General features: G+C 69.3%; 18 protein-coding genes. 5 read left to right on the plus strand and 13 right to left on the minus strand.

Annotation, left to right across the window (positions count from 1 at the left end):
* Nucleotides 1–4: 4 nt before the first annotated feature.
* Together AB0E56_RS00560 and AB0E56_RS00565 are read right to left on the minus strand one after the other, a co-directional pair.
* On the minus strand, nt 5–400 hold the full coding sequence (locus tag AB0E56_RS00560) for a type II toxin-antitoxin system VapC family toxin (protein ID WP_359796167.1): 396 nt from the start codon (nt 398–400) through the stop codon (nt 5–7).
* A complete protein-coding gene (locus AB0E56_RS00565) occupies nt 397–660 on the minus strand; it encodes a type II toxin-antitoxin system VapB family antitoxin (protein WP_359796168.1) in 264 nt (87 codons plus the stop codon). Before AB0E56_RS00565 ends, AB0E56_RS00560 begins: the two co-directional genes overlap by 4 nt.
* Nucleotides 661–772: 112 nt before the next feature.
* Between AB0E56_RS00565 and AB0E56_RS00570 the strand changes: the two genes are divergently transcribed.
* Complete coding sequence (locus AB0E56_RS00570; protein WP_359796169.1) at nt 773–2,101, plus strand: solute carrier family 23 protein; 1,329 nt, start codon at nt 773–775, stop codon at nt 2,099–2,101.
* Nucleotides 2,102–2,178: 77 nt separating this feature from the next.
* Here AB0E56_RS00570 and AB0E56_RS00575 read toward each other — a convergent pair whose 3' ends face one another.
* The 5 genes from AB0E56_RS00575 to AB0E56_RS00595 are packed head-to-tail and all read right to left on the minus strand — an operon-like array spanning nt 2,179 to nt 8,314.
* Entirely contained in the window at nt 2,179–3,891 is a 1,713-nt protein-coding gene (locus AB0E56_RS00575) for a biotin carboxylase N-terminal domain-containing protein (protein ID WP_359796170.1), read from the minus strand.
* Nucleotides 3,888–5,468, minus strand: coding sequence for an urea amidolyase family protein (locus AB0E56_RS00580; protein WP_359796171.1), 1,581 nt, complete (start codon nt 5,466–5,468; stop codon nt 3,888–3,890). Before AB0E56_RS00580 ends, AB0E56_RS00575 begins: the two co-directional genes overlap by 4 nt.
* A complete protein-coding gene (locus AB0E56_RS00585; RefSeq protein ID WP_359796172.1) occupies nt 5,468–6,268 on the minus strand; it encodes a putative hydro-lyase in 801 nt (266 codons plus the stop codon). The genes AB0E56_RS00580 and AB0E56_RS00585 overlap by 1 nt, the downstream gene beginning before the upstream one ends.
* The gene (locus AB0E56_RS00590) at nt 6,265–7,032 is read right to left on the minus strand and encodes a 5-oxoprolinase subunit PxpA (RefSeq protein ID WP_359796173.1); all 768 of its coding nucleotides are present in this window, start codon (nt 7,030–7,032) and stop codon (nt 6,265–6,267) included. The genes AB0E56_RS00585 and AB0E56_RS00590 overlap by 4 nt, the downstream gene beginning before the upstream one ends.
* Before the next feature lie 4 nt (nt 7,033–7,036).
* Complete coding sequence (locus AB0E56_RS00595; protein ID WP_359796174.1) at nt 7,037–8,314, minus strand: NRAMP family divalent metal transporter; 1,278 nt, start codon at nt 8,312–8,314, stop codon at nt 7,037–7,039.
* 152 nt (nt 8,315–8,466) lie between these two features.
* Here AB0E56_RS00595 and AB0E56_RS00600 point away from each other — a divergent pair, with 152 nt between their 5' ends.
* A complete protein-coding gene (locus AB0E56_RS00600) occupies nt 8,467–9,123 on the plus strand; it encodes a GntR family transcriptional regulator (RefSeq protein WP_359796175.1) in 657 nt (218 codons plus the stop codon).
* Between the two features lie 34 nt (nt 9,124–9,157).
* Here the strand turns inward: AB0E56_RS00600 and AB0E56_RS00605 are convergent, their stop codons facing one another.
* The gene (locus AB0E56_RS00605) at nt 9,158–9,817 is read right to left on the minus strand and encodes a TetR/AcrR family transcriptional regulator (protein ID WP_359796176.1); all 660 of its coding nucleotides are present in this window, start codon (nt 9,815–9,817) and stop codon (nt 9,158–9,160) included.
* Between the two features lie 124 nt (nt 9,818–9,941).
* Between AB0E56_RS00605 and AB0E56_RS00610 the strand changes: the two genes are divergently transcribed.
* Nucleotides 9,942–10,814 (plus strand): DUF1266 domain-containing protein, encoded by an 873-nt coding sequence (locus AB0E56_RS00610; RefSeq protein ID WP_359796177.1) that lies wholly within the window; start codon nt 9,942–9,944, stop codon nt 10,812–10,814.
* Nucleotides 10,802–11,848 carry a hypothetical protein gene (locus tag AB0E56_RS00615; RefSeq protein WP_359796178.1) on the plus strand — a complete coding sequence of 349 codons (1,047 nt, stop codon included), beginning with the start codon at nt 10,802–10,804 and terminating at the stop codon, nt 11,846–11,848. The genes AB0E56_RS00610 and AB0E56_RS00615 overlap by 13 nt, the downstream gene beginning before the upstream one ends.
* A gap of 93 nt (nt 11,849–11,941) precedes the next feature.
* Here AB0E56_RS00615 and AB0E56_RS00620 read toward each other — a convergent pair whose 3' ends face one another.
* From AB0E56_RS00620 to AB0E56_RS00640, 5 genes are all read right to left on the minus strand, one after another.
* The gene (locus AB0E56_RS00620; protein ID WP_359796179.1) at nt 11,942–12,937 is read right to left on the minus strand and encodes a LacI family DNA-binding transcriptional regulator; all 996 of its coding nucleotides are present in this window, start codon (nt 12,935–12,937) and stop codon (nt 11,942–11,944) included.
* Nucleotides 12,938–13,057: 120 nt separating this feature from the next.
* Nucleotides 13,058–14,488: a family 1 glycosylhydrolase gene (locus AB0E56_RS00625; protein WP_359796180.1), complete on the minus strand. Its 1,431-nt coding sequence runs from the start codon at nt 14,486–14,488 to the stop codon at nt 13,058–13,060.
* Between the two features lie 5 nt (nt 14,489–14,493).
* Nucleotides 14,494–15,384, minus strand: coding sequence for a carbohydrate ABC transporter permease (locus AB0E56_RS00630; RefSeq protein WP_359796181.1), 891 nt, complete (start codon nt 15,382–15,384; stop codon nt 14,494–14,496).
* Nucleotides 15,381–16,469: a sugar ABC transporter permease gene (locus tag AB0E56_RS00635; RefSeq protein ID WP_359796182.1), complete on the minus strand. Its 1,089-nt coding sequence runs from the start codon at nt 16,467–16,469 to the stop codon at nt 15,381–15,383. The genes AB0E56_RS00630 and AB0E56_RS00635 overlap by 4 nt, the downstream gene beginning before the upstream one ends.
* Before the next feature lie 109 nt (nt 16,470–16,578).
* Entirely contained in the window at nt 16,579–17,889 is a 1,311-nt protein-coding gene (locus tag AB0E56_RS00640; RefSeq protein ID WP_359796183.1) for an ABC transporter substrate-binding protein, read from the minus strand.
* A 233-nt stretch (nt 17,890–18,122) separates the two neighbouring features.
* Here AB0E56_RS00640 and AB0E56_RS00645 point away from each other — a divergent pair, with 233 nt between their 5' ends.
* Entirely contained in the window at nt 18,123–18,656 is a 534-nt protein-coding gene (locus AB0E56_RS00645; RefSeq protein ID WP_359796184.1) for an adenine phosphoribosyltransferase, read from the plus strand.
* Nucleotides 18,657–18,660: the final 4 nt, after the last annotated feature.

The following is an 18,660-nucleotide window of genomic DNA, read 5'->3' on the forward strand; positions in this document are numbered from 1 at the left end:
GCCGTCAGGCAGACTCCATCCGTCGCACGTCGGTGTGCACGAAATCGTCGCCCGTGAACAGCAGCGGCTCGTCGCGCGTGATCGCGAGCGCATACGAGAAACAGTCGCCGTAGTTCAGGCGAGCCGGGCTCCCCGACCCGCGGCCGTAACGCGCATAGGCGTTTCCCGCCAGGCGCGCCTGTGCCTCGTCGACCGGAAGCACCGCCACGGCAGCGGAGCGGAGCAGGACATCGAGTTCACGCACCATCCCCTCTCCGGCCTTGCCATGGAGGACGATCATGCACTCGGTGAGCGACGCCGCCGAGATCATGGGATCTTCCGTCGCGAGGCGGAAGGAGAACTCCGCTGCCTCCGCCTCCTCCATCAAGATCGCGACCAGAGCCGACGAATCGACGATCACCGGGGCATCCCCGCCTCGTCGTAGAGCTCATCCATGATCTCTTCTGTGTTGCGGCCGGTCCGCGGAATGAGTCGGGCTCGCGCGACCACGGCGTCGATCGCCGCCCGCTTGCGCTCGATCTCCGCCTCTCGGCTCTGCTCCAACTCGGCGAGCCGGCGACGAACCGCATCCTCGACCGCACCCGTCTGGCTCTGCCCCGTGAGGGCCGCCAAGCGACGGACGAGCTCATGCGTCGTCTCGTTCTTGATGTTCAGGCTCATGTCTACCATTCTACCGCGCGTTCTACCATGGGAGACGGCGCTCAGGGAAAACTCAGGAATCGGTAGTGTTGCTCCAGCACTCCTGCCATCCCCCGAACCCTGAGGAGCCCGCATGGCCCTGTGGAAGCTGCATGGAAACGGCCGCACGGTCGAGCCCGGCGCCGTCGTCCGTCCCGATGAGCGGCTGAACTGGCCAGCGACGATCGCGATCGGTCTCCAGCACGTGGTCGCCATGTTCGGCGCGACCTTCCTCGTCCCGATCATCACCGGATTCCCGGTCGCCACGACCCTCCTCTTCAGCGGTGTCGGCACGATCCTGTTCCTGCTCGTCACCCGCAACAAGCTGCCCAGCTACCTGGGCTCGTCGTTCGCGTTCATCGCCCCCGTCACCGCGGCGACCGCCTCCGCGAACATGGGCACGGCCCTGGCCGGCATCGTCGCGGTCGGTGTGCTGCTGGCCATCATCGGCGTCGTGGTGCACACGGTCGGGGTCAAGTGGGTCGACCGCTTCCTTCCGCCGGTCCTCGCCGGGACGATCGTCGCCCTCATCGGGTTCAACCTCGCAGGGGCCGCGCACAACAACTACGCCGCAGCCCCCGTGACCGCGACCTTCACCCTCGCGATCACCATCCTCTTCGCGGTCGTGTTCCGCGGCTTCCTCGGTCGCATCTCGATCTTCCTCGGCGTGATCGCGGGCTACATCTTCGCGGCCTTCCGCGGCGAACTGAACTTCGAGGCGGTCGAGAAGGCCGACTGGATCGGCCTGCCCACCTTCCATCTCCCGAACTTCACCGAGCCGGGCACGCTGACGGCCCTCGCGATGTTCCTCCCCGTGGTCCTCGTGCTGATCGCGGAGAACGTCGGACACGTCCGCGGCGTCGCGACCATGACGGGCGATGCGACCGTGAACGAGCAGACCGGCAAGGCGCTGATCGCCGACGGCGTCTCGACCACCCTGGCCGGCTTCTTCGGCGGCTCGGGCACCACGACCTACGGCGAGAACATCGGCGTGATGGCTTCCACGCGCGTCTACTCCACCGCCGCGTACTGGGTCGCCGGTGCGGCCGCGATCCTGCTCAGCCTGTCGCCCAAGTTCGGCGAGGTCATCAACTCGGTGCCCGCCGGCGTGCTCGGCGGTGTGACGACAGCCCTGTACGGCCTGATCGGCGTCATCGGCATCAAGATCTGGGTCGACAACCGCGTCGACTTCTCGCGTCCGGTGAACCAGTACACAGCAGCAGTCGCGCTGATCATGGCCGTCGGCGGCTTCATGATCAAGGACGAGGCATCCGGCTTCGAGCTCGGCGGCATCGTCATCGCCACGGTCGCGGCGATCCTCATCTACCACCTGGGCAACCTGATCGCCCGGCTGCGCAAGACCGGCGCCGACGACCCCAAGCCCCTCGAGGCCGTCGGCCCGCTCGGCGGCGACCCCGCCTGAGACGCGCCGCACAACGACCAGGACCCCGGCCGCCTCTCATGAGGCAGCCGGGGTCCCTGCGTTCGGCGGCGGAGCGCTCAGGCGATGACCGCGAGCACCCCGTCGGCGGCGACCGACGCCGAGAGTTCGACACGCTGCGACAGCGTCCCCCCGCGATGCGCCGGCACCGTGGTCTCCATCTTCATCGCGTCGAGGACGGCGACCGGGTCACCCTCGGCCACCTCGGCGCCGTCGTCGACGAGCCACCGCACCAGGGTCCCCGGCACCGGCGAGCGCAGTTCCGTCGGATCGGCGAGGGATGGCTCCGCCGCGGGTTCCGCCGGACGTCCGAGCCCGGCGAGGAGAGCCGCGGGCAGACCGAGCATCACGCGTCGCCCGTCGATCTCGACGGGGAACCGCTGCAATCCGGCGTCCGCCACGGCGGCCGACCGCGGCTGCATCTCGAGCTTCGGCAGCAGGGCGCTCTCGATCCACTGCGTGTGCACCGCGAAGGTCTCCGTGGCGAACGCCGGGTCGTCGAGCGCCCGCAGGTCGAACGGGATGACGGTCGCCGGGCCCTCCACCACGAGTTCCCGCAGCGCCCGTCTCGCACGCACCAGGGCGGCGTCGCGCGTCTCCGCGTACACGATCAGTTTGGCCATCATCGAGTCGAAGGCCGGCTCGACGACGTCGCCCTCATCGATGCCGCTGTCCCAGCGCACACCGGGGCCGCCCGGGATCCGGAGCTTCTCGACTCGACCGGGGCTGGGCAGGAAGCCGCGGCCAGGGTCCTCGGCGTTGATGCGGAACTCGAGGGCGTGCCCCTGCGGTTCGGGCGTCTCGGTGAAGGACGGCCCCTCGCCGAACGCGATCCGGAACTGCTCGCGCACCAGATCGGTCCCGGTCACCGCCTCGGTCACCGGATGCTCGACCTGGAGTCGCGTGTTCACCTCGAGGAACGAGATCGTGCCGTCCGCCGCGAGCAGGAACTCCACCGTCCCCGCGCCCCGATACTCGACCGCGCCGCAGATCGACCGCGCCGCCTCGTGGAACCGCGTCCGCTGCTCGGGCGAGAGCCCAGGGGCCGGGGCCTCTTCGATGAGCTTCTGGTTGCGGCGCTGCATCGAGCAGTCGCGGTCGCCGACGACGACGACACCGCCGCGACCGTCGCCGAGCACCTGCACCTCGATGTGCCGCGGGCTCTCCAGGAAGCGCTCGACGAAGCACTCCCCGCGGCCGAACGCCGCGATGGCCTCACGCGTCGCGGCGTCGAAGGCCTCGGCGACCTCCGCCAGCTCGCGTACGACCTTCAACCCGCGGCCGCCCCCGCCGAAAGCGGCCTTGATGGCGATCGGGAGTCCGTGCTGCTCCGCGAAGGCCACGGCCTCCTCCGGGCCGGCGAGCGGTTCGTCGGTACCCGCAGCCAGCGGAGCCCCGACCTGCTGCGCGATGCGGCGCGCCGTCATCTTGTCGCCGAGTGCGTCGATGCTGTCGGGCGTCGGGCCGATCCACACGAGCCCCGCACCCTCGACGGCCCGGGCGAACGCCGCGCTCTCGGAGAGGAATCCGTACCCCGGGTGCACGGCGTCCGCTCCGGACTCCCGCGCGGCGGTCAGCAGGGCGTCGATCGACAGGTACGTCGTCGCCGCGGTGTCGCCCCCGAGCCCCACGGCCTCGTCGGCCAGACGCACATGCAGGGCATCGACGTCCTGGTCCGCGTACACCGCGACCGAGGTGTACCCGGCCTCGGCACAGGCGCGGACGACGCGCACGGCGATCTCTCCGCGGTTGGCGATCAGCACCTTGGTCATGAGGTCTCCTTGACGATGAAGCGGACGCGCACGCCCGGCGCCAGCTGGCCCGCGAGATCGAGGCTGCTGTCGGTGAGGGCGCCGATGATCGGATAGCCGCCCGTGAGGGGGTGGTCGGGCAGGAACAGGACGGGCTGCCCGTCGGGCGGCACCTGGATCGCGCCGGTGACCGCGCCCTCGCTGGGCAGCTCGCCCCCGGTGGAGCGCTCGAGGGGCACATCTCCGTCGAGGCGGATGCCGACGCGATCCGAGCGCGGCGTGACGGTCCAGTCCTGGCCCGTGAGAGTCGCCAGCGCCGCCGGTGTGAACCAGTCGTCGCGCGGGCCGAGTGTGATCTCGAGGTCGACGACGTCGCCGGGTTGCGGAAGCTCCCGCGCCAGGGCATCGGGGGCGACAGGGTGCGGGGCGACATCGCCGATCGGGACCACGGCGCCCGCCGCCAGGGGCATCGGCCCGAGTCCTGCAAGAGTGTCCGCAGCGCGGCTGCCGAGCGCCGGCGTCGCGTCGAGTCCGCCGCGGATCGCGATGACATAGCGCAGCCCGCGGTCAGGGTGGTCCAGGGTCAGCTCGTCACCGTCGACCGTGGCGAAGGGCTCTCCGTGCGTGATCGCACGCGCGGCGCCGTCCACCTCGGTCAGCGTGATCGCGCCGACGGCACCGGTGACGGCGGCGACACCAGGACCGCGGAACCGCAGCACCGCTCCCCCGACGCTCTCCAACACTGCGGCGGTGACGGCGTTTCCCACCGCGCGGTTGGCGTCGCGCAGGGCTCGGCGGTCGGCTGCTCCGGATGCCGAGACTCCGAGCGAGGCGTAGCCGGGGCGCCCGGCGTCCTGCACCAGAAGCTGCAGCGAGGGGCGGACGACCTCCACGGCGGAGGGGGCGTCGAGGCCCTGGGCGCCGGCATCCGTGTCGGCGGGTCGCGAGGCAGCCGACGGCGGCTCGTCGCGGTCCCCGCCGAGCCGGGCGCTCTCCCGCACGTGTTCGAATCGCACGGTCGTCCCGGGTGACAGCAATGCGGGAGGGGTCCGGTCGATATCCCACATCACGGCGTCCGTGCGGCCGATGAGCTGCCAGCCACCAGGGCTCTCCCGCGGGTACACCCCGGTGAACTGTCCGGCCAGCGCGACCGAGCCGGCGGGCACACGGGTGCGCGGCGACGATCGGCGCGGCACATCGAAGAGTGGGTCGCTGCTCACCACGTATCCGAACCCGGGGGCGAAACCCGAGAACGCGACCCTCCAGTCGGCAGCGAGGTGGCGTCGCACCAGCTCCTCCGTCGAGACGCCGAGCAGCGACGCCGCCTCGTCGAGGTCTTCCCCGTCGTAGCGCACGGGCACGGCGACCTCTCCGGTCTCCGGCAGATGATCAGCGTCGACCTCCGTCGAGGACAGCACCGCCGCCAGCTCCGGGGCCGACACCCGCAGGGGATCGAAGCGCACCAGTACGGTCCTGGCTCCGGGAATGCGCTCGACGACGCCGGGCACGTCCTGCCAGGCGAGGTTCAGCCGCATGGCCTCATCGAGGTCTGAGGCCTCGACGAGCAGGGCGCGATCGGATGCCGTGAGGATGCGCATCAGACGATGTACTCCGCATCCGGGACGTCGGTGATGAACATGTACCCGGGGGCGTGCGTGATGGCGAACGGCGGCTTCGAGGCCATGATCGCGGCCTGGGGCGTGACGCCGCAGGCCCAGAACACCGGCACCTCGCCCTCGCGCACCTCGGGGGCGTCTCCGAAGTCGGGGTGCGCCAGGTCGACGATGCCGAGCGACGCGGGGTCGCCGATGTGGACGGGAGCGCCGTGCACCGCGGGAGTGCGTCCGGAGATCTGCACGGCATCCGCCACCCGATCCGCGGCGATGGGACGCATCGACACGACCATCTCACCGCTCAGGCGCCCCGCCGGGACGCACGCGACCGCCGTGCGATACATCGGCACGTTCCTCCCGAGCTCCTGGTGGCGGATCGGGATCCCCGCCTGCACGAGACCCGATTCGAACGTGAAGCTGCAACCGATGAGGAACGCGACGAGGTCGGGGTGCTCTGCCCAGGCCTCGATCGCATCGTCGACCTCCTCCGCCAGCTCGCCGTCGCGCCAGATGCGGTACCGGCCGATGTCGGTGCGGATGTCGCTGCCGGGCGCGAGCCGGGACTCCACATCGCCCTGTTCGATGACCTCGAGAACGGGGCAGGGTTTCGGGTTGCGCTGCGTGAACAGCAGGGTCTCGAAGGCCCAGTCGGCCGGCACGGCGATGAGGTTCGCCTGGGTGAGTCCGACGGCGACCCCGCTGGTCGGCTCGGCGCGCCCCGCCCTGATGGCGGCACGGGCGGCGCGGGCGTCGGCGAGCTGCTCGGCTGTGGCGAGAACCGTCATCGCGCGCCTGCGAACGGTGCGATCGTGATGCCCGCATCCTGCAGCATCCGCCTCGTCTCCGCAGCCATGGCGACCGAGCCGGGGCTGTCTCCGTGCACGCAGATCGACTGCGCGACCACGGGCACGTCGGTGCCGTCGATCGCGCGGATCACGCCGTCGGACGCGAGGCGCACCATGCGCTCCGCGACCTCAGAGGGGTCGTGCAGCACGGCGCCGGCCTCGGTGCGCGAGACGAGCTGACCGTCCGGCTGATATGCCCGATCCGCGAAGGCCTCCGCCGCGACGGCGAGACCGGCGCGCTCGGCGACGTCGAGCACGACACCGCCCGCGAGACCGAGCAGTACGAGGCTCGGGTCGATCGCGCGGATCGCCGCCACGACGTCCTTCGACTGCCGTTCGTCCCGCGCGATCGTGTTGTACAGCGCACCGTGCGGCTTGACGTACGAGACCCGTCCGCCGACCGCGGACGCGAGCCCCAGGAGAGCGCCGAGCTGATACTCGACATGCGCCTGAAGGGTGGCCGAGTCGATGTCGACCTTCGTGCGACCGAAGTTCTCGTAGTCACGGTAGCCCGGGTGTGCGCCGATCACGACGCCGCCCTGCACGGCCGCAGCGAGCGTCTCGCGGATGCCCTCCGGGCTGCCCGCGTGGAACCCGCACGACACGTTCGCACTCGTGACGATGCGCAGCATGCTCGTATCGTCGCTGACGATCCGGTCGGCGACGTTCTCGCCGAGATCCGAGTTCAGGTCGATGGATGTCATGCGATCACGCTCCGATTCCGAGGAAGGCGAAGATGGGGCCGACCGAGACGATACCCATGTACCAGGTGAGCAGCGTCACGAGCGTACCGGCGACGAGCAGCCACATCGGGTACCTCTTCGTGCCGAGCAGGTCGCGGCGGAACCAGCCGATGTACATGAACACCGTGAGGCCGATCGGCAGGATCAGCCCGTTGAACCCGCCGACGAAGACGAGGATGGCGGCCGGCGCCGTGCCGATGGAGAGGTACACGATGAGCGACACGACGATGAAGGCGACGGTGGCGAGCTGCAGCGCCCAGCCGCCCTTGAGCTTCGCGGTGAAGGTCGAGAGGAACGTGGCCGAGGTGTACGCGGCACCGATGACCGAGCTGATCGCCGCGGCCCAGAAGATGGCGCCGAAGATGCGCATCCCGGCGTCGCCGAGCACCGCGCCGAACGCCTGACCGGCGGGGTTCGCCGCCTGGCCCGACAGATCGAGCGCGACACCGGAGGCGACGACGCCGAGGATCGCGAGGAACAGCACGTAACGCATGATCCCGGTGACGAGGATGCCGTTGGCGGCGGCGCGCATCACGGACCCGGCGTGCTCGGGCCCGGTGTGGCCCGAGTCGAGGTATCGGTGTGCGCCGGAGTAGGTGATGTACCCGCCGACGGTGCCGCCGACGATCGTGGTGATCGTGGCGAAGTTCAGCTCATCGGGCAGGAACGTCTGCCGCAAGGCCTCGCCGATCGGAGGCTGGGAGACGAAGGCCACGATCAGGGTCATCACGATCATCCCGATGCCCAGGACGATGAGGACGACGTCCATCACCCGACCGGCCTTCTTGATCAGGAAGATGATGATCGCGAGGCCGGCGGTGAGGGCGCCACCGACCTTGGGGTCGATGCCGAGCAGGGCGTTGAGCCCCAGCCCGCCACCGGCGATGTTGCCGATGTTGAAGGCCAGACCGCCGATCACGACCAGGACGGCGATCACGTGACCGGAGAAGGGGATGGCGCTGTTGGCGAGTTCGCCCGCGCGCTTTCCCGACGAGGTGATCATGCGCCACACGTTCAGCTGCACCGCGATGTCGATCAGGATCGAGACGAGGATCGCGAACGCGAACGCGGCGCCCATCTGCGCGGTGAAGGTGGCGGTCTGCGTGATGAAGCCGGGGCCGATGGCGCTGGTGGCCATGAGGAAGATCGCGCCGATGACGGCGCTGCGGCCCGCGCGCCTCTTCGCGGTGGCGACGCGGGTCTCATCTTCGGGCGACAAGGATGCGGGGGACTGATCGGACATGTGCGGGGGATTCCCATCGTCGTTGGTGGGTGTCGATAGACACTCAGTGTAGAACGTATTACAGAGGATTGTTCAACAATCATGTTTCGATCGTGCTACAGCATGGTTGCGTTCTCATGATCCTTGTCGCCTCCGGCACCTACGATGAAGGCATGAACCAGCAGGGCATGCTCGCCGACGTGCTCCGTCAGCGCATCATCGACGGCGACTTCGCCCCGGGCTCCCGCCTGTCGGAGTCGACGCTCGCCGAGCAGTTCGACGTGTCGCGCAACACGCTCCGCGAAGCGTTCCGCGTCCTGGCCGAGCAGGGCCTGGTCGAGCACATCCCCCACCGCGGAGTCTCGGTGGCGTCGCCGGCCATCGCCGACGTGATCGACATCTACCGGGCGCGCCGGGTGATCGAATGCACGGCCCTGCGCGAGTCGGAGCCCGAGCACCCCGCGGTCCAGCGGATGAAGGATGCCGTCGACACCGCCGAGGCCGCCGGTACCGGGGCGGGCCACGACGACGCGTCCGCCTGGCGCGCGGTCGGCAGCGCCAACATGGCGTTCCACGTCGCGCTCGTCGACCTGGCGGACAGCCCCCGTCTGGCGCGCACCTACCGCGACGTCGCGGCGGAGTTGCGACTGGCTTTCCTGAAGATCGACGATCCTCGCTCGCTCCACGAGCCCTTCGTCCGCAAGAACCGGGCCGTGCTCGACACCTTCCTCAGCCGGGGTCCGCACGCAGGTGCCACCGAGCTCGAGAGGTATCTCGTGCAGTCCGAGCGCGTGGTGCTCGGCGCGTTCGCCCGCATGAACCTGACCTGAGGCGCTGCGACCCTCAGCCGCCCTCGCTCTGCGGTTACGGAGAGAGCGCCGCGGTCGCGCGCGGGCGAGGCTCACCGTCACGCAGAGGTGCCGGCGACACGATGGGCGTCGTCGGATCGGGCAGACCGTAGCGGCGATGCATCCACCGCCTTGCCTCTTCCAACGGATAGGTCTCGCCGAAGACCGCAGCCTTCACGAAGACACCCTCGAGGGTGCTGCGGAGCATGACCTCCTCGAGGGCGGGGTCTTCGGCGCCGCGCGCGCGGAACAGGTCGCGCACGGCATCCTCGGCCGCCGTCGCCGCCTCTTCGTGACGCGCCTCCGACTCGGCGAAGAGCCGATGCGTGGAGGGCTGCTGCTGCATCGCCAGCACCGCGCGCTGCAGCGGGATCGCGTAGGCGGTCGCGGTGAGCGCCCCGTCGATGACCGCGGCCAGCATCTCGTCCGGCGTGCCCTCGACGCGGGCGAAGCTGAGCACGGTCTCGAACCACCGGTCGATGACGGCGCCGACGAGCTGGTCCTTCGCGCCGAAGTGGTAGTTCACGAGCCCCTGGGCGACGCCCGCCCTGGAGGTGATCTCGGCGATGCTTGCGCCGGACACGCCGCGCTCGCTGAACACCTCGATCGCGGCCTGCAGGATGTTCTCCCGCGCCCGTTCTCTGGCCAGGCGATTCTGCGCGTCGGTGCGTGCCATGCGGCGTCCACCTCCTGAGATCCGTCGGCTGCGGTGTTTCCGAATCGGTCCCCTGACGTATAGATTACTCACTGAATGTACGTTCAATCTAATAACGGACGCATCACCCACTTCCAGGAGCACCATGCACTCTTTCGCGAGCGTCGACTTCAACAGCATCACGTCGATCTTCGAATGGCTCATCGGCCAGTGGTGGGCCTGGGCCGTCGTCGGTGCCGTGGTCCTGTTCTTCCTCGTGATCTGGATCCTCCCCGACGCGAAGGTGAAGGCTGCGCCGGAGTACTCGACGACCGATGCCGAGGCCGACGAGATCGCGCTCGGCTTCCTGCAGATCGTGAACCTCCCGTCCGGCCTCTGGAACGACCCGAAGGCGTCACTCCTCGGCGATCGCGAGAAGAAGGTGCTGGTCGAGCAATGGGGAGTGCACACGCGTGGCGACTGGCTGGCCAACATCGAGCGGCTCACGGGCGCCCGTCGTCGGCGCGAGGTGTGGATGCTGTACCTCGCGGTACGCGCGGAACTCGCCGAGCGCCTCGGGCGCACTCCGAAGGCGAAGGAATGGCTGGCCGCGATCGTTCAGGAGGGCGGGGACAAGCGTGACGCCCGCACCTTCGTGACCTCGATCGAGTACTCCGAGGCGCAGGTGCGCAAGCGCGTCGGGAAGGATGTCGTCACCCCCGACCTGTTCGTGCGCACGCTCGACGGCTACGCACTCGGACAGGCGGTCGCGATGACGACCTGGGGCGTCGCGCTGGGTCACGGCGACGTGGCGGAGGCCCGGGGGATCATCCACCGCATCAACGAGGAGGGTCGTCCCGCGTTCACCTCCTGGGCCGACTTCGGGCTGAGCTACCTCGTCGGTCGGGTCATGCACTGGTCGGACGGAAACGTCGACGAGAAGTCGTTCGAGAAGTTCGGTGATGGATGGTCCGACTTCAAGGCCGCGATGTCCGAGAAGCGCAACGGCCCCTGGGCGACGCTGCCATGGAGCCTGTAGCCGTAGACCTGGAACCGCTGCGACGGGGCGCGGGGCTCCGCGACATCCTCGCGTACGAACGGCTCTGCGGGATCCCTCCGCATCGCCGGTTCGTGGTCATCCTCACCGCGGTCCTGCTGTTCGCCGCCGCGATGCTGACCGGCCTGTGGTTCCTCGGACGCGGCGACATCCTCACGGTCGCGCCGATCCTCGGCGTCGTGGTCGTGGGGTACACGGTCCTCGCCGCGGGGGGATTCGTCTGGTACGCCGTGGGGGTGGGCCGCCGCGTGAAGGTCGCCGCGTTCGCCTGGCAGAACGGATGGGCGTACGCCGACGTGCTCGAGCGCACACGTCGCCCCGGTGCCGCGTTCGCCCGGGTCGCGCACGGTCGGGAGCGCGCGGTCGTCGCGTGCGACGACGAACGGATGCCGTTCGAGCTCGGCCTGCATCATTCCGTGTCGCGCGGACAGCAGCGTGCCACGATCCAGCGGCCGTTCGCCTTCGTCGAGCTGCCGCTGCCCGCGTCGGTGCCGCATATCGTGCTGGCCAACCGCACGCGCAGCATCATCCCGACGCTGGGCCTCGGGCGCGGTGCCGCACGGCTGGACCTCGAGGGAGACTTCGCGAAGACGTTCCGCCTGATCGTGCCGGACGGCTACCAGCAGGACGCGCTCTACATCTTCACGCCCGACCTGATGGCGCGCGTGCTCGACCTGGGCTCCGGCGCCGAGATCGAGCTCGTGTCCGATCGGCTGTACGTGTATCTTCCGGCGAAGACCCGCTTCGACCGGGCCGAGACCATGGCCGCCACGGTCGTGCTCGCAGAGGAGTTCCATCGCCGCTTCGCCGCCCGCACGGAGCTGTACCGCGACGACGCGGCCGGAGCGATCGCCGCGAGAGCCGGTGTCGCCGTCGGACTGCGCGGGCAGCGGCTCGGCGGTCGCGGGATTTCCCTCCTCGCCGTCGCCGGCACCGTCGCGGTGCTGCTGATCTCGGCCGGCATCACCGCCCTCTCCCTCTTCGGCGGTGATCTGCCCGCATCGATCTTCGGCTGACACGCTCAGCCGAACCAGACGCACGGGTGCGTCCCTGACCCGGAGGGGGCGCCAGGGGCGTGCCCGTGTCCATCCGGTCCCGGGACCGGCGCGTCAGGCCGAGGCGCGGACCACGAGCTCCGTCGGCAGGATGGTCGTCTGCGGCGGATCCTCGCCGGCGAGACGCGAGAGCAGGATGCGGGCCATGGCCTCGCCCTGCGCGTACATCGGCTGGCGCATGGTCGTGAGCTGCGGATCGGTGGTGACCGCGACGGAGGAGTCGTCGAAGCCGACCAGAGCGATGTCCTCGGGCACACGCACACCCGCGGCGCGCAGGGCCGTCAACGCTCCCCTCGCCATGAGATCGCTGGCGACGAAGAGCGCATCGGGGCGGCCGACGTCGAGGATGCGTCGCATGGCATCCGCTCCACTGGCCTCGCTGTAGTCGCCCTCCTCCTCCGCGAACGGCGTCAGCCCGGCATCCGCGAGCGCGGCGCGGAAGCCCTGGATGCGGTCACCGGAGGAGACCATCGTCACGGGACCCGAGATCGTCGCGATCCGCGTCCGACCGATGTCGATCAGCCGCCGAGTCGCCTCGCGGGCGCCCGCCACGTTGTCGACATCGACGACGTAGTCGCCGTCGCGCCGGCGCACGGGCCGCCCGCCATAGACGACCGGCACGGCGTCGGCCACCCGGTCGATGAAGGCGTCGCTCGTGTGATGCGACACGATCAGAGCGCCGTCCACACCGCCGTTGCGCACGAACCCGGTCATCTTGTCGCCGGGGTCGTCACTGGCGATGAGCAGGTTGAGCAGGTAGTCGGATCCTCCGAGCGCCCCCGTGATCCCCGCGACGATCGCGGCGAAGAACGGGTCTCCGAAGAAGCGGTTCGTGTCTTCGGGGACGATCAGCGCGATCGCATGAGTCTGTCGCGACGCGAGGGAACGGGCGGCCCTGTTGGGCACGTAGTTCAGCTCGTCGATCGCCGCGCGCACAGCGGCGAGCGCCTCCGGACTCACCGCCGTCGACCCGTTCACGACCCGCGACACGGTCGACCGGGAGACACCGGCAGCGGATGCCACCTCTTCGATGGTCGCTCGGGGCGACATCAGCGTACGCACTCTTCCATCGCCCTATTCTCACCGGTCGGGTGGGCATCTCGTGTCGAATCGCGCAAACGGGGGCATCTGGCTGCCGCCGCTCACGCGATCCGAGACTCGGCGTCGCCCCTAGAGCGCCCTGGTGGAGATGACACGCGCGTACTCGCGGCCCGAATCCTTCACGGTCCGCTCCTGGGTGTCGTAGTCGACCCGCACGATGCCGAAGCGCTTGTCGTAGCCCCAGGCCCACTCGAAGTTGTCGAAGAGCGACCAGTAGAAGTAGCCGCGCACGTCGACACCCGCCTCTGCGGCGTCGAGCACCGCTCCGAGGTGCAGTCGCAGGAAGTCGGTGCGGTCGGCGTCGTGCACCCGCGTCTCGCCGTCCTCGACCACCACGACGTCGTCATACGCCGCACCGTTCTCGGTCATGTAGAGCACGGTGCCTGCCGGTTCGGCGTACTCGGTCCAGACGCGCTGCAGCAGGCGGGTGAGCCCCTCGGGCTGCACCTCCCAGTTCTGCGCCGTGCGCGGGAGCCCTCGCTCGACCGCGTGGACGCCGGCGCTCGACGGATAGGGGCTGCGGACCGGGCGCTCGGTGGCGGGCCCTCCCGGCACGGGAGACGCGATCGGCGGCGTGCCGGACACGAGGTCGCCGTGGTAGTAGTTCACGCCCTGGGTGTCGATGTGCTGCGAGATCGTCTCCAGGTCGCCGTCGTGCACGGCGGCCTCGAACTGCGCGACGGCGTCGGCATCCACCGCGCGGATGTCCTCCACGATGTCGACCGGGTAGCCGCCGCGGTAGATCGGGTCGAGGAACCACCGGTTGAACTGCCCGTCCACGCGACGGGCGGCGTCGACGTCGGCCGGCTTCTGCGGGTCGGCGGGGTCGGCCACCGTGTGGTTCAGCGTGATCCCGAGGTTGAGCGAGGCATCGCGCCCGCGCAGCTCCTGCACGGTCTTCCCGTGCGCGAGCAGCAGATGGTGCGAGGCGAGCAGTCCCTCCGCGATGCTGGTGTGCCCCGGCGCATGCTCACCACCCGTGTAGGACAGGAACGACGAGCACCACGGCTCGTTCAGCGTGGTCCACACGTTCACGCGGTCGCCGAGCGCGTCGTGCATGGTGCCCGCGTACTCGAGGAACCGGTCGACCGTGTCGCGGTTCGTCCAGCCACCGGCATCCTGCAGCGCCTGTGGCATGTCCCAGTGGTACAGGGTGAGCCAGGGCAGGATGTCGGCGGCGAGGAGTTCGTCGACCAGGCGCTCGTAGAAGTCGACGCCGGCCGGGTTGACCGCTCCCCCGTCCGGTCGCACGCGCGACCACGAGGTCGAGAAGCGGTACGTCTGCAGCCCGAGCTCTTTCATGAGCGCGACGTCCTGCGGGTATCGGTGATAGTGATCGCAGGCGACATCGCCGTCGTCCCCGCCGATCACGGCGCCGGGCACCCGGCAGAACGCGTCCCAGATCGATGCCGTGCGGCCGTCTTCGAACGCCGCACCCTCGATCTGATAGGCGGCCGTCGCGGCGCCGAAGAGGAAGTTCTCGGGGAAGGAGCGGGTCATAGGGGTCATCCTTTCACCGCGCCCGCCATGATGCCACTGACCAGCTGCCGGCCCGCGACCACGAAGAGCACGAGCAGGGGAAGGGTCGCGAGCACCGCTCCGGCGAGCACGATCGAGTAGTCGATGTAGTACCCGGACTGGAGTTGGCTGAGGGCCGTCTGCAGTGTCGGGTTCTGGGGCGAGAGCACGATCAGCGGCCACAGGTAGTCGGTCCACGCCGTCATGAACGTGAAGAGACCGAGGATCGCCATGGCCGGTCGCGCGGCGGGGAGCCCGACCGTGAGGAACGTGCGGAACTGGTTGGCCCCGTCCATGCGCGCCGCCTCGATCAGCTCGTCCGGGATCACGTCGACCAGGTACTGCCGCATGAAGAAGACGCCGAACGCCGTGACGAGTGTCGGCACGATGACGGCTCCGATCGAACCGGTCCAGCCGAACTCGCGCATCAGCATGAACAGCGGGATGATGCCCAGCTGCGTCGGGATGGCCATGGTAGCGATCACGAAGACCATGAGACCGTCGCGTCCCTTGAACCGCAGCTTGGCGAACGCGTAGCCCGCGAGCGTCGAGAACGTGACCACCGAGATCGTGATGATGCCCGAGATCAGGAAGGAGTTGCCGAGGGCGAGCCAGAAGGGGATCGCATCGAACACCTGGGCCGCGTTGGCGAGGAAGTTCCCGCCGGGGATCAGGGGCAGCGTCTCCCCGCGGGTGGCGTTCGTGCCGCTGGCCACCACGACCGACCACCACAGCGGATACACGCTGCCGATGATGAACGCGGCCAGCAGTCCGTAGGTGAGGAACCCGGGGCGGCTGCCGATGCCGGCGGTGCCGGACGACGTTCCGCGCCGACGGCGGATCTTCTCGGGGACGCTCAGCGCCTGCGTGGCGGTCATCGCGCGTTCTCCTCGGTCGTGGTGGCGATCGTCGTGCCGGCAGCGGCGGCGGCGGCCGCGGTGTCGGCGGTGCGAGCGCGGCGACGAGCCGCGCGGTTCTTGGGGGCGTCTCCGGTGGAGATGCGCCGGGAGATGAGGAAGTTGATCACGCCGATCCCCACGATCAGCAGGAACAGCAGGATCGCGACGGCGGATGCCTCTCCGAGGTCCCGCCGGAAGAACGCGAGCTCCCACAGGAACAGCACCGTGGTCTGGAACTGACGGTCGCTGCCTCCGATGCCGCCAGCGGTCGACACGTCGAACAGGCGCGGCTCGGCGAAGATCTGCAGGCCACCGATGGTCGCGGTGATGATCACGAAGATCAGGGTCGGACGGATCGTCGGGATCGTGATGGAGAAGAACCGGCGGGCGGCCCCTGCCCCGTCGAGGGCGGCGGACTCGTAGAGGTCGCGCGGCACGGCCTGCATCGCGGCCAGCAGGATGAGGGCGTTGTAGCCGGTCCAGCGGAAGTTGACCATGACCGCGATCGCGATGTGCGACAGGGCGGTGTTGTGCTTCCACTCCTGGTCGGCGATGCCGATGAGGTTGAGCAGGTTGTTGGCGAGACCGTCGGCCTCGTTGAAGATGCTCGAGAAGATGATGGCGACCGCGACCGGGGTGACCACGAACGGGATCAGCACGCTCATGCGCCAGAAGGTCGGGGCGCGCAGACCGCGGTCGAGGAGGTAGGCGATCACGAGCGCGACCGCGAGCTGCGGGATCGCCGAGAGCAGGAAGATGCTCAGGGTGTTGCCGATGGAGTTCCAGAACATCGCGTCGCCCAGGATCTCGGCGAAGTTGCCGAATCCGACGAAGTCGCCCTCACCCTTGAGCAGGTCCCACTCGTGCACCGCGACCCACACGGTGTAGAGCAGCGGGAACAGGCCGACGAGTCCGAACAACAGGAAGAACGGCGAGATGTAGAAGTACGGCGACGCGTTCTGGTCGAACCGCGAGACGCGGTGGCGCCAGGAGCGCTTCGGCGGAGCATCCTCGGTCGCGGATGCCGCGGCATGCTGCTGCGCAGGCGGGGCGGTGAGAGTCATGTGCGTTTCCTTGTCCCGGGATCCGAGGGTTCCCGTCGCAGTCCCTGTCGCCGACCGCACGCGGAGGCGACAGAGACTGCGACGAGAGGAGGGAGTCAGCCGACCCTGGTCAGCCGACGAGATCGTTCAGCAGGCCGATGGCCTGGTCCCAGGCGCCCTTGGTGTCGGTCTCGCCGCGGTCGAGGCTGCTGAGAGCCGGACCGAAGACGTTCTCCTGGATCACCGAGTCGTCCGCGCCCTTGAACTGCGCGACGACGCCCTTGGCACGCTCGGCGAGGATCGCACCGGTCGGCGCGTCGTTGAAGAACTCGTTGGGCGTGGCCTCCTCGGCGAGGGACTCCTGCGCCTTGATGGTCGAGGGGAAGTTGCCCGCTGCAGCGGACTGCTTCACCTGCTGCTCGGGCTGCGTCAGCCAGTCGGCGAGCTCCGCCGCGGCCTCCTTGTGCTCCGAGGACTCGGGGATCGAGAGGAACGCGCCACCCCAGTTCGCCGCGCCTCCGGGGAACACGTCGGCGAAGTCCCATCCGGTCGACGCGTCGCCGCCGCCGGCCTCGACCTGACCCTGCACGACGCCGAGCATCCAGCCGGGGCACACGAAGGTCGCGAAGGTGCCGTCGACGAACGACTTGCCGCCGTTCCAGTCCCAGGCGGTCTGCGCGGCGGACTGGCCGCCCTCCGTCGCGGCGCCCAGCAGCTCGAAGCGCTCCTGGAGCTCGTCGTTGCCCTCGACGTTCAGTTCGCCGTCAGCGGTGTAGTAGCCCTCGTCGAGCTGGTTGACCATGGCGTTCCACACGAACCCGGAGTGGTCGTACCAGGCCTTGCCGGTCTTGGCCGTGTAGTCGGCGCCGACCTTGAAGTAGTTCTCCCAGTCGCCGTTGAGGAGCTCGGCGACGGACTCGCGGTCGCTCGGGAGACCGGCGGCCTCGAACGCGGCGCCGTTGTAGCAGATGCCGCTCGGGCCGATGTCGGTGCCGTAGCCGATGACGCGGCCCTCGGCATCGGTGGCCTGGCCGTACTTCCAGTCGACCCAGTCGTCCTTGCGGTCCTCGATGCCGTAGTCGCGCAGGTCGACGAAGGTGTCGGAGACGTCCATGATCGCTCCGAGCCAGCCCTCCTCGATCGCGACGACGTCGCTGAGGCCGGAACCGGCGGCGATCTTGGTGAAGGCATCGGTGCGGGCGTTGCCACCCGTGTCGATGTTGGTCGCCTCGATCTTCACGTTCGGGTGCGCCTTCTCGTATTCCTTGTAGAGGTCCTCGTAGCCGAAGGTGCCGAAGGTGGTGACGGTCAGTGTGACCTCTTCGTCGGCGCTGCCTCCGTCGGCGTCGCCGGTGTTTCCGGAACAGCCGGCGAGGGCGAGGGCGGAGACGGATGCCACGGCGGCGATCGCGAGGATCCGGTGGCGGGCACGTGTGTTCACAGTTCACTCCTTTGTGGTGGTCGTGCGGTGTTGCTGCATCGGGACTTCGTGGGAGCGCTCCCACGAACTGAGTAGCCACTGTATGGGAGCGCTCCCATGGTGTCAAGCCAGCCCGGTCGGCGACGGATCGCCGATGCCACGACGATCCGCTGAACAGCGGCCGGGACATCGTCCGCGGATCGTCACCGCGTCGGTGAATCGTCAACCCTGGCCGACCGGCGTACCCTTGTCCGGTGCCCGAAGCCACGCTCTCCCCTGCCCTCGTCCGCGCCGAAGCCCTGATCCGCAATGTGCCGGACTATCCGCAGCCGGGCATCATCTTCCGTGACATCACGCCGCTGCTCGCCGACGCCGAAGCTCTGCGCGTCACGACCGAGGCGATCATCGAGCCCTTCGCCGGCCAGTTCGACGTGATCGCCGGCATCGAGGCGCGCGGGTTCATCCTCGCCAGCGCCGCCGCCATCGCCGCGGGCGTCGGGCTCATCCCGATCCGCAAGGCGGGCAAGCTCCCTCGCCCCGCAGCATCCGTCGACTACGCCCTCGAGTACGGCACCGCGACGATCGAGATGCACGACGACCTGCCGGTCGGCTCCCGCGTCCTGCTCATCGACGACGTGCTCGCCACGGGCGGCACTCTGGCAGCAGGTCGCGAACTCGTCGAGGGCCTGGGCAGCCACGTCATCGGCATCTCGGTGCTGTTCGAGATCGACGGCCTCGGCGGCCGCGACACCGTCGGCGACCTGCACACCGTCTTCCACTCCGCGTAAGGGA

The sequence above is a fragment of the Microbacterium sp. NPDC028030 genome, from assembly GCF_040637855.1.
Classification (GTDB): domain Bacteria; phylum Actinomycetota; class Actinomycetes; order Actinomycetales; family Microbacteriaceae; genus Microbacterium.

Coding starts and splice junctions, on each gene's coding strand:
- AB0E56_RS00610 (WP_359796177.1), top strand. CDS start 9,942: ATGCACTCTTTCGCGAGCGTCGACTTCAACAGCATCACGTCGATCTTC.
- AB0E56_RS00620 (WP_359796179.1), bottom strand. CDS start 12,937: ATGTCGCCCCGAGCGACCATCGAAGAGGTGGCATCCGCTGCCGGTGTC.
- AB0E56_RS00605 (WP_359796176.1), bottom strand. CDS start 9,817: ATGGCACGCACCGACGCGCAGAATCGCCTGGCCAGAGAACGGGCGCGG.
- AB0E56_RS00625 (WP_359796180.1), bottom strand. CDS start 14,488: ATGACCCGCTCCTTCCCCGAGAACTTCCTCTTCGGCGCCGCGACGGCC.
- AB0E56_RS00600 (WP_359796175.1), top strand. CDS start 8,467: ATGAACCAGCAGGGCATGCTCGCCGACGTGCTCCGTCAGCGCATCATC.
- AB0E56_RS00585 (WP_359796172.1), bottom strand. CDS start 6,268: ATGACGGTTCTCGCCACAGCCGAGCAGCTCGCCGACGCCCGCGCCGCC.
- AB0E56_RS00580 (WP_359796171.1), bottom strand. CDS start 5,468: ATGCGCATCCTCACGGCATCCGATCGCGCCCTGCTCGTCGAGGCCTCA.
- AB0E56_RS00635 (WP_359796182.1), bottom strand. CDS start 16,469: ATGACTCTCACCGCCCCGCCTGCGCAGCAGCATGCCGCGGCATCCGCG.
- AB0E56_RS00565 (WP_359796168.1), bottom strand. CDS start 660: ATGAGCCTGAACATCAAGAACGAGACGACGCATGAGCTCGTCCGTCGC.
- AB0E56_RS00595 (WP_359796174.1), bottom strand. CDS start 8,314: ATGTCCGATCAGTCCCCCGCATCCTTGTCGCCCGAAGATGAGACCCGC.
- AB0E56_RS00570 (WP_359796169.1), top strand. CDS start 773: ATGGCCCTGTGGAAGCTGCATGGAAACGGCCGCACGGTCGAGCCCGGC.
- AB0E56_RS00590 (WP_359796173.1), bottom strand. CDS start 7,032: ATGACATCCATCGACCTGAACTCGGATCTCGGCGAGAACGTCGCCGAC.
- AB0E56_RS00575 (WP_359796170.1), bottom strand. CDS start 3,891: ATGACCAAGGTGCTGATCGCCAACCGCGGAGAGATCGCCGTGCGCGTC.
- AB0E56_RS00630 (WP_359796181.1), bottom strand. CDS start 15,384: ATGACCGCCACGCAGGCGCTGAGCGTCCCCGAGAAGATCCGCCGTCGG.
- AB0E56_RS00615 (WP_359796178.1), top strand. CDS start 10,802: ATGGAGCCTGTAGCCGTAGACCTGGAACCGCTGCGACGGGGCGCGGGG.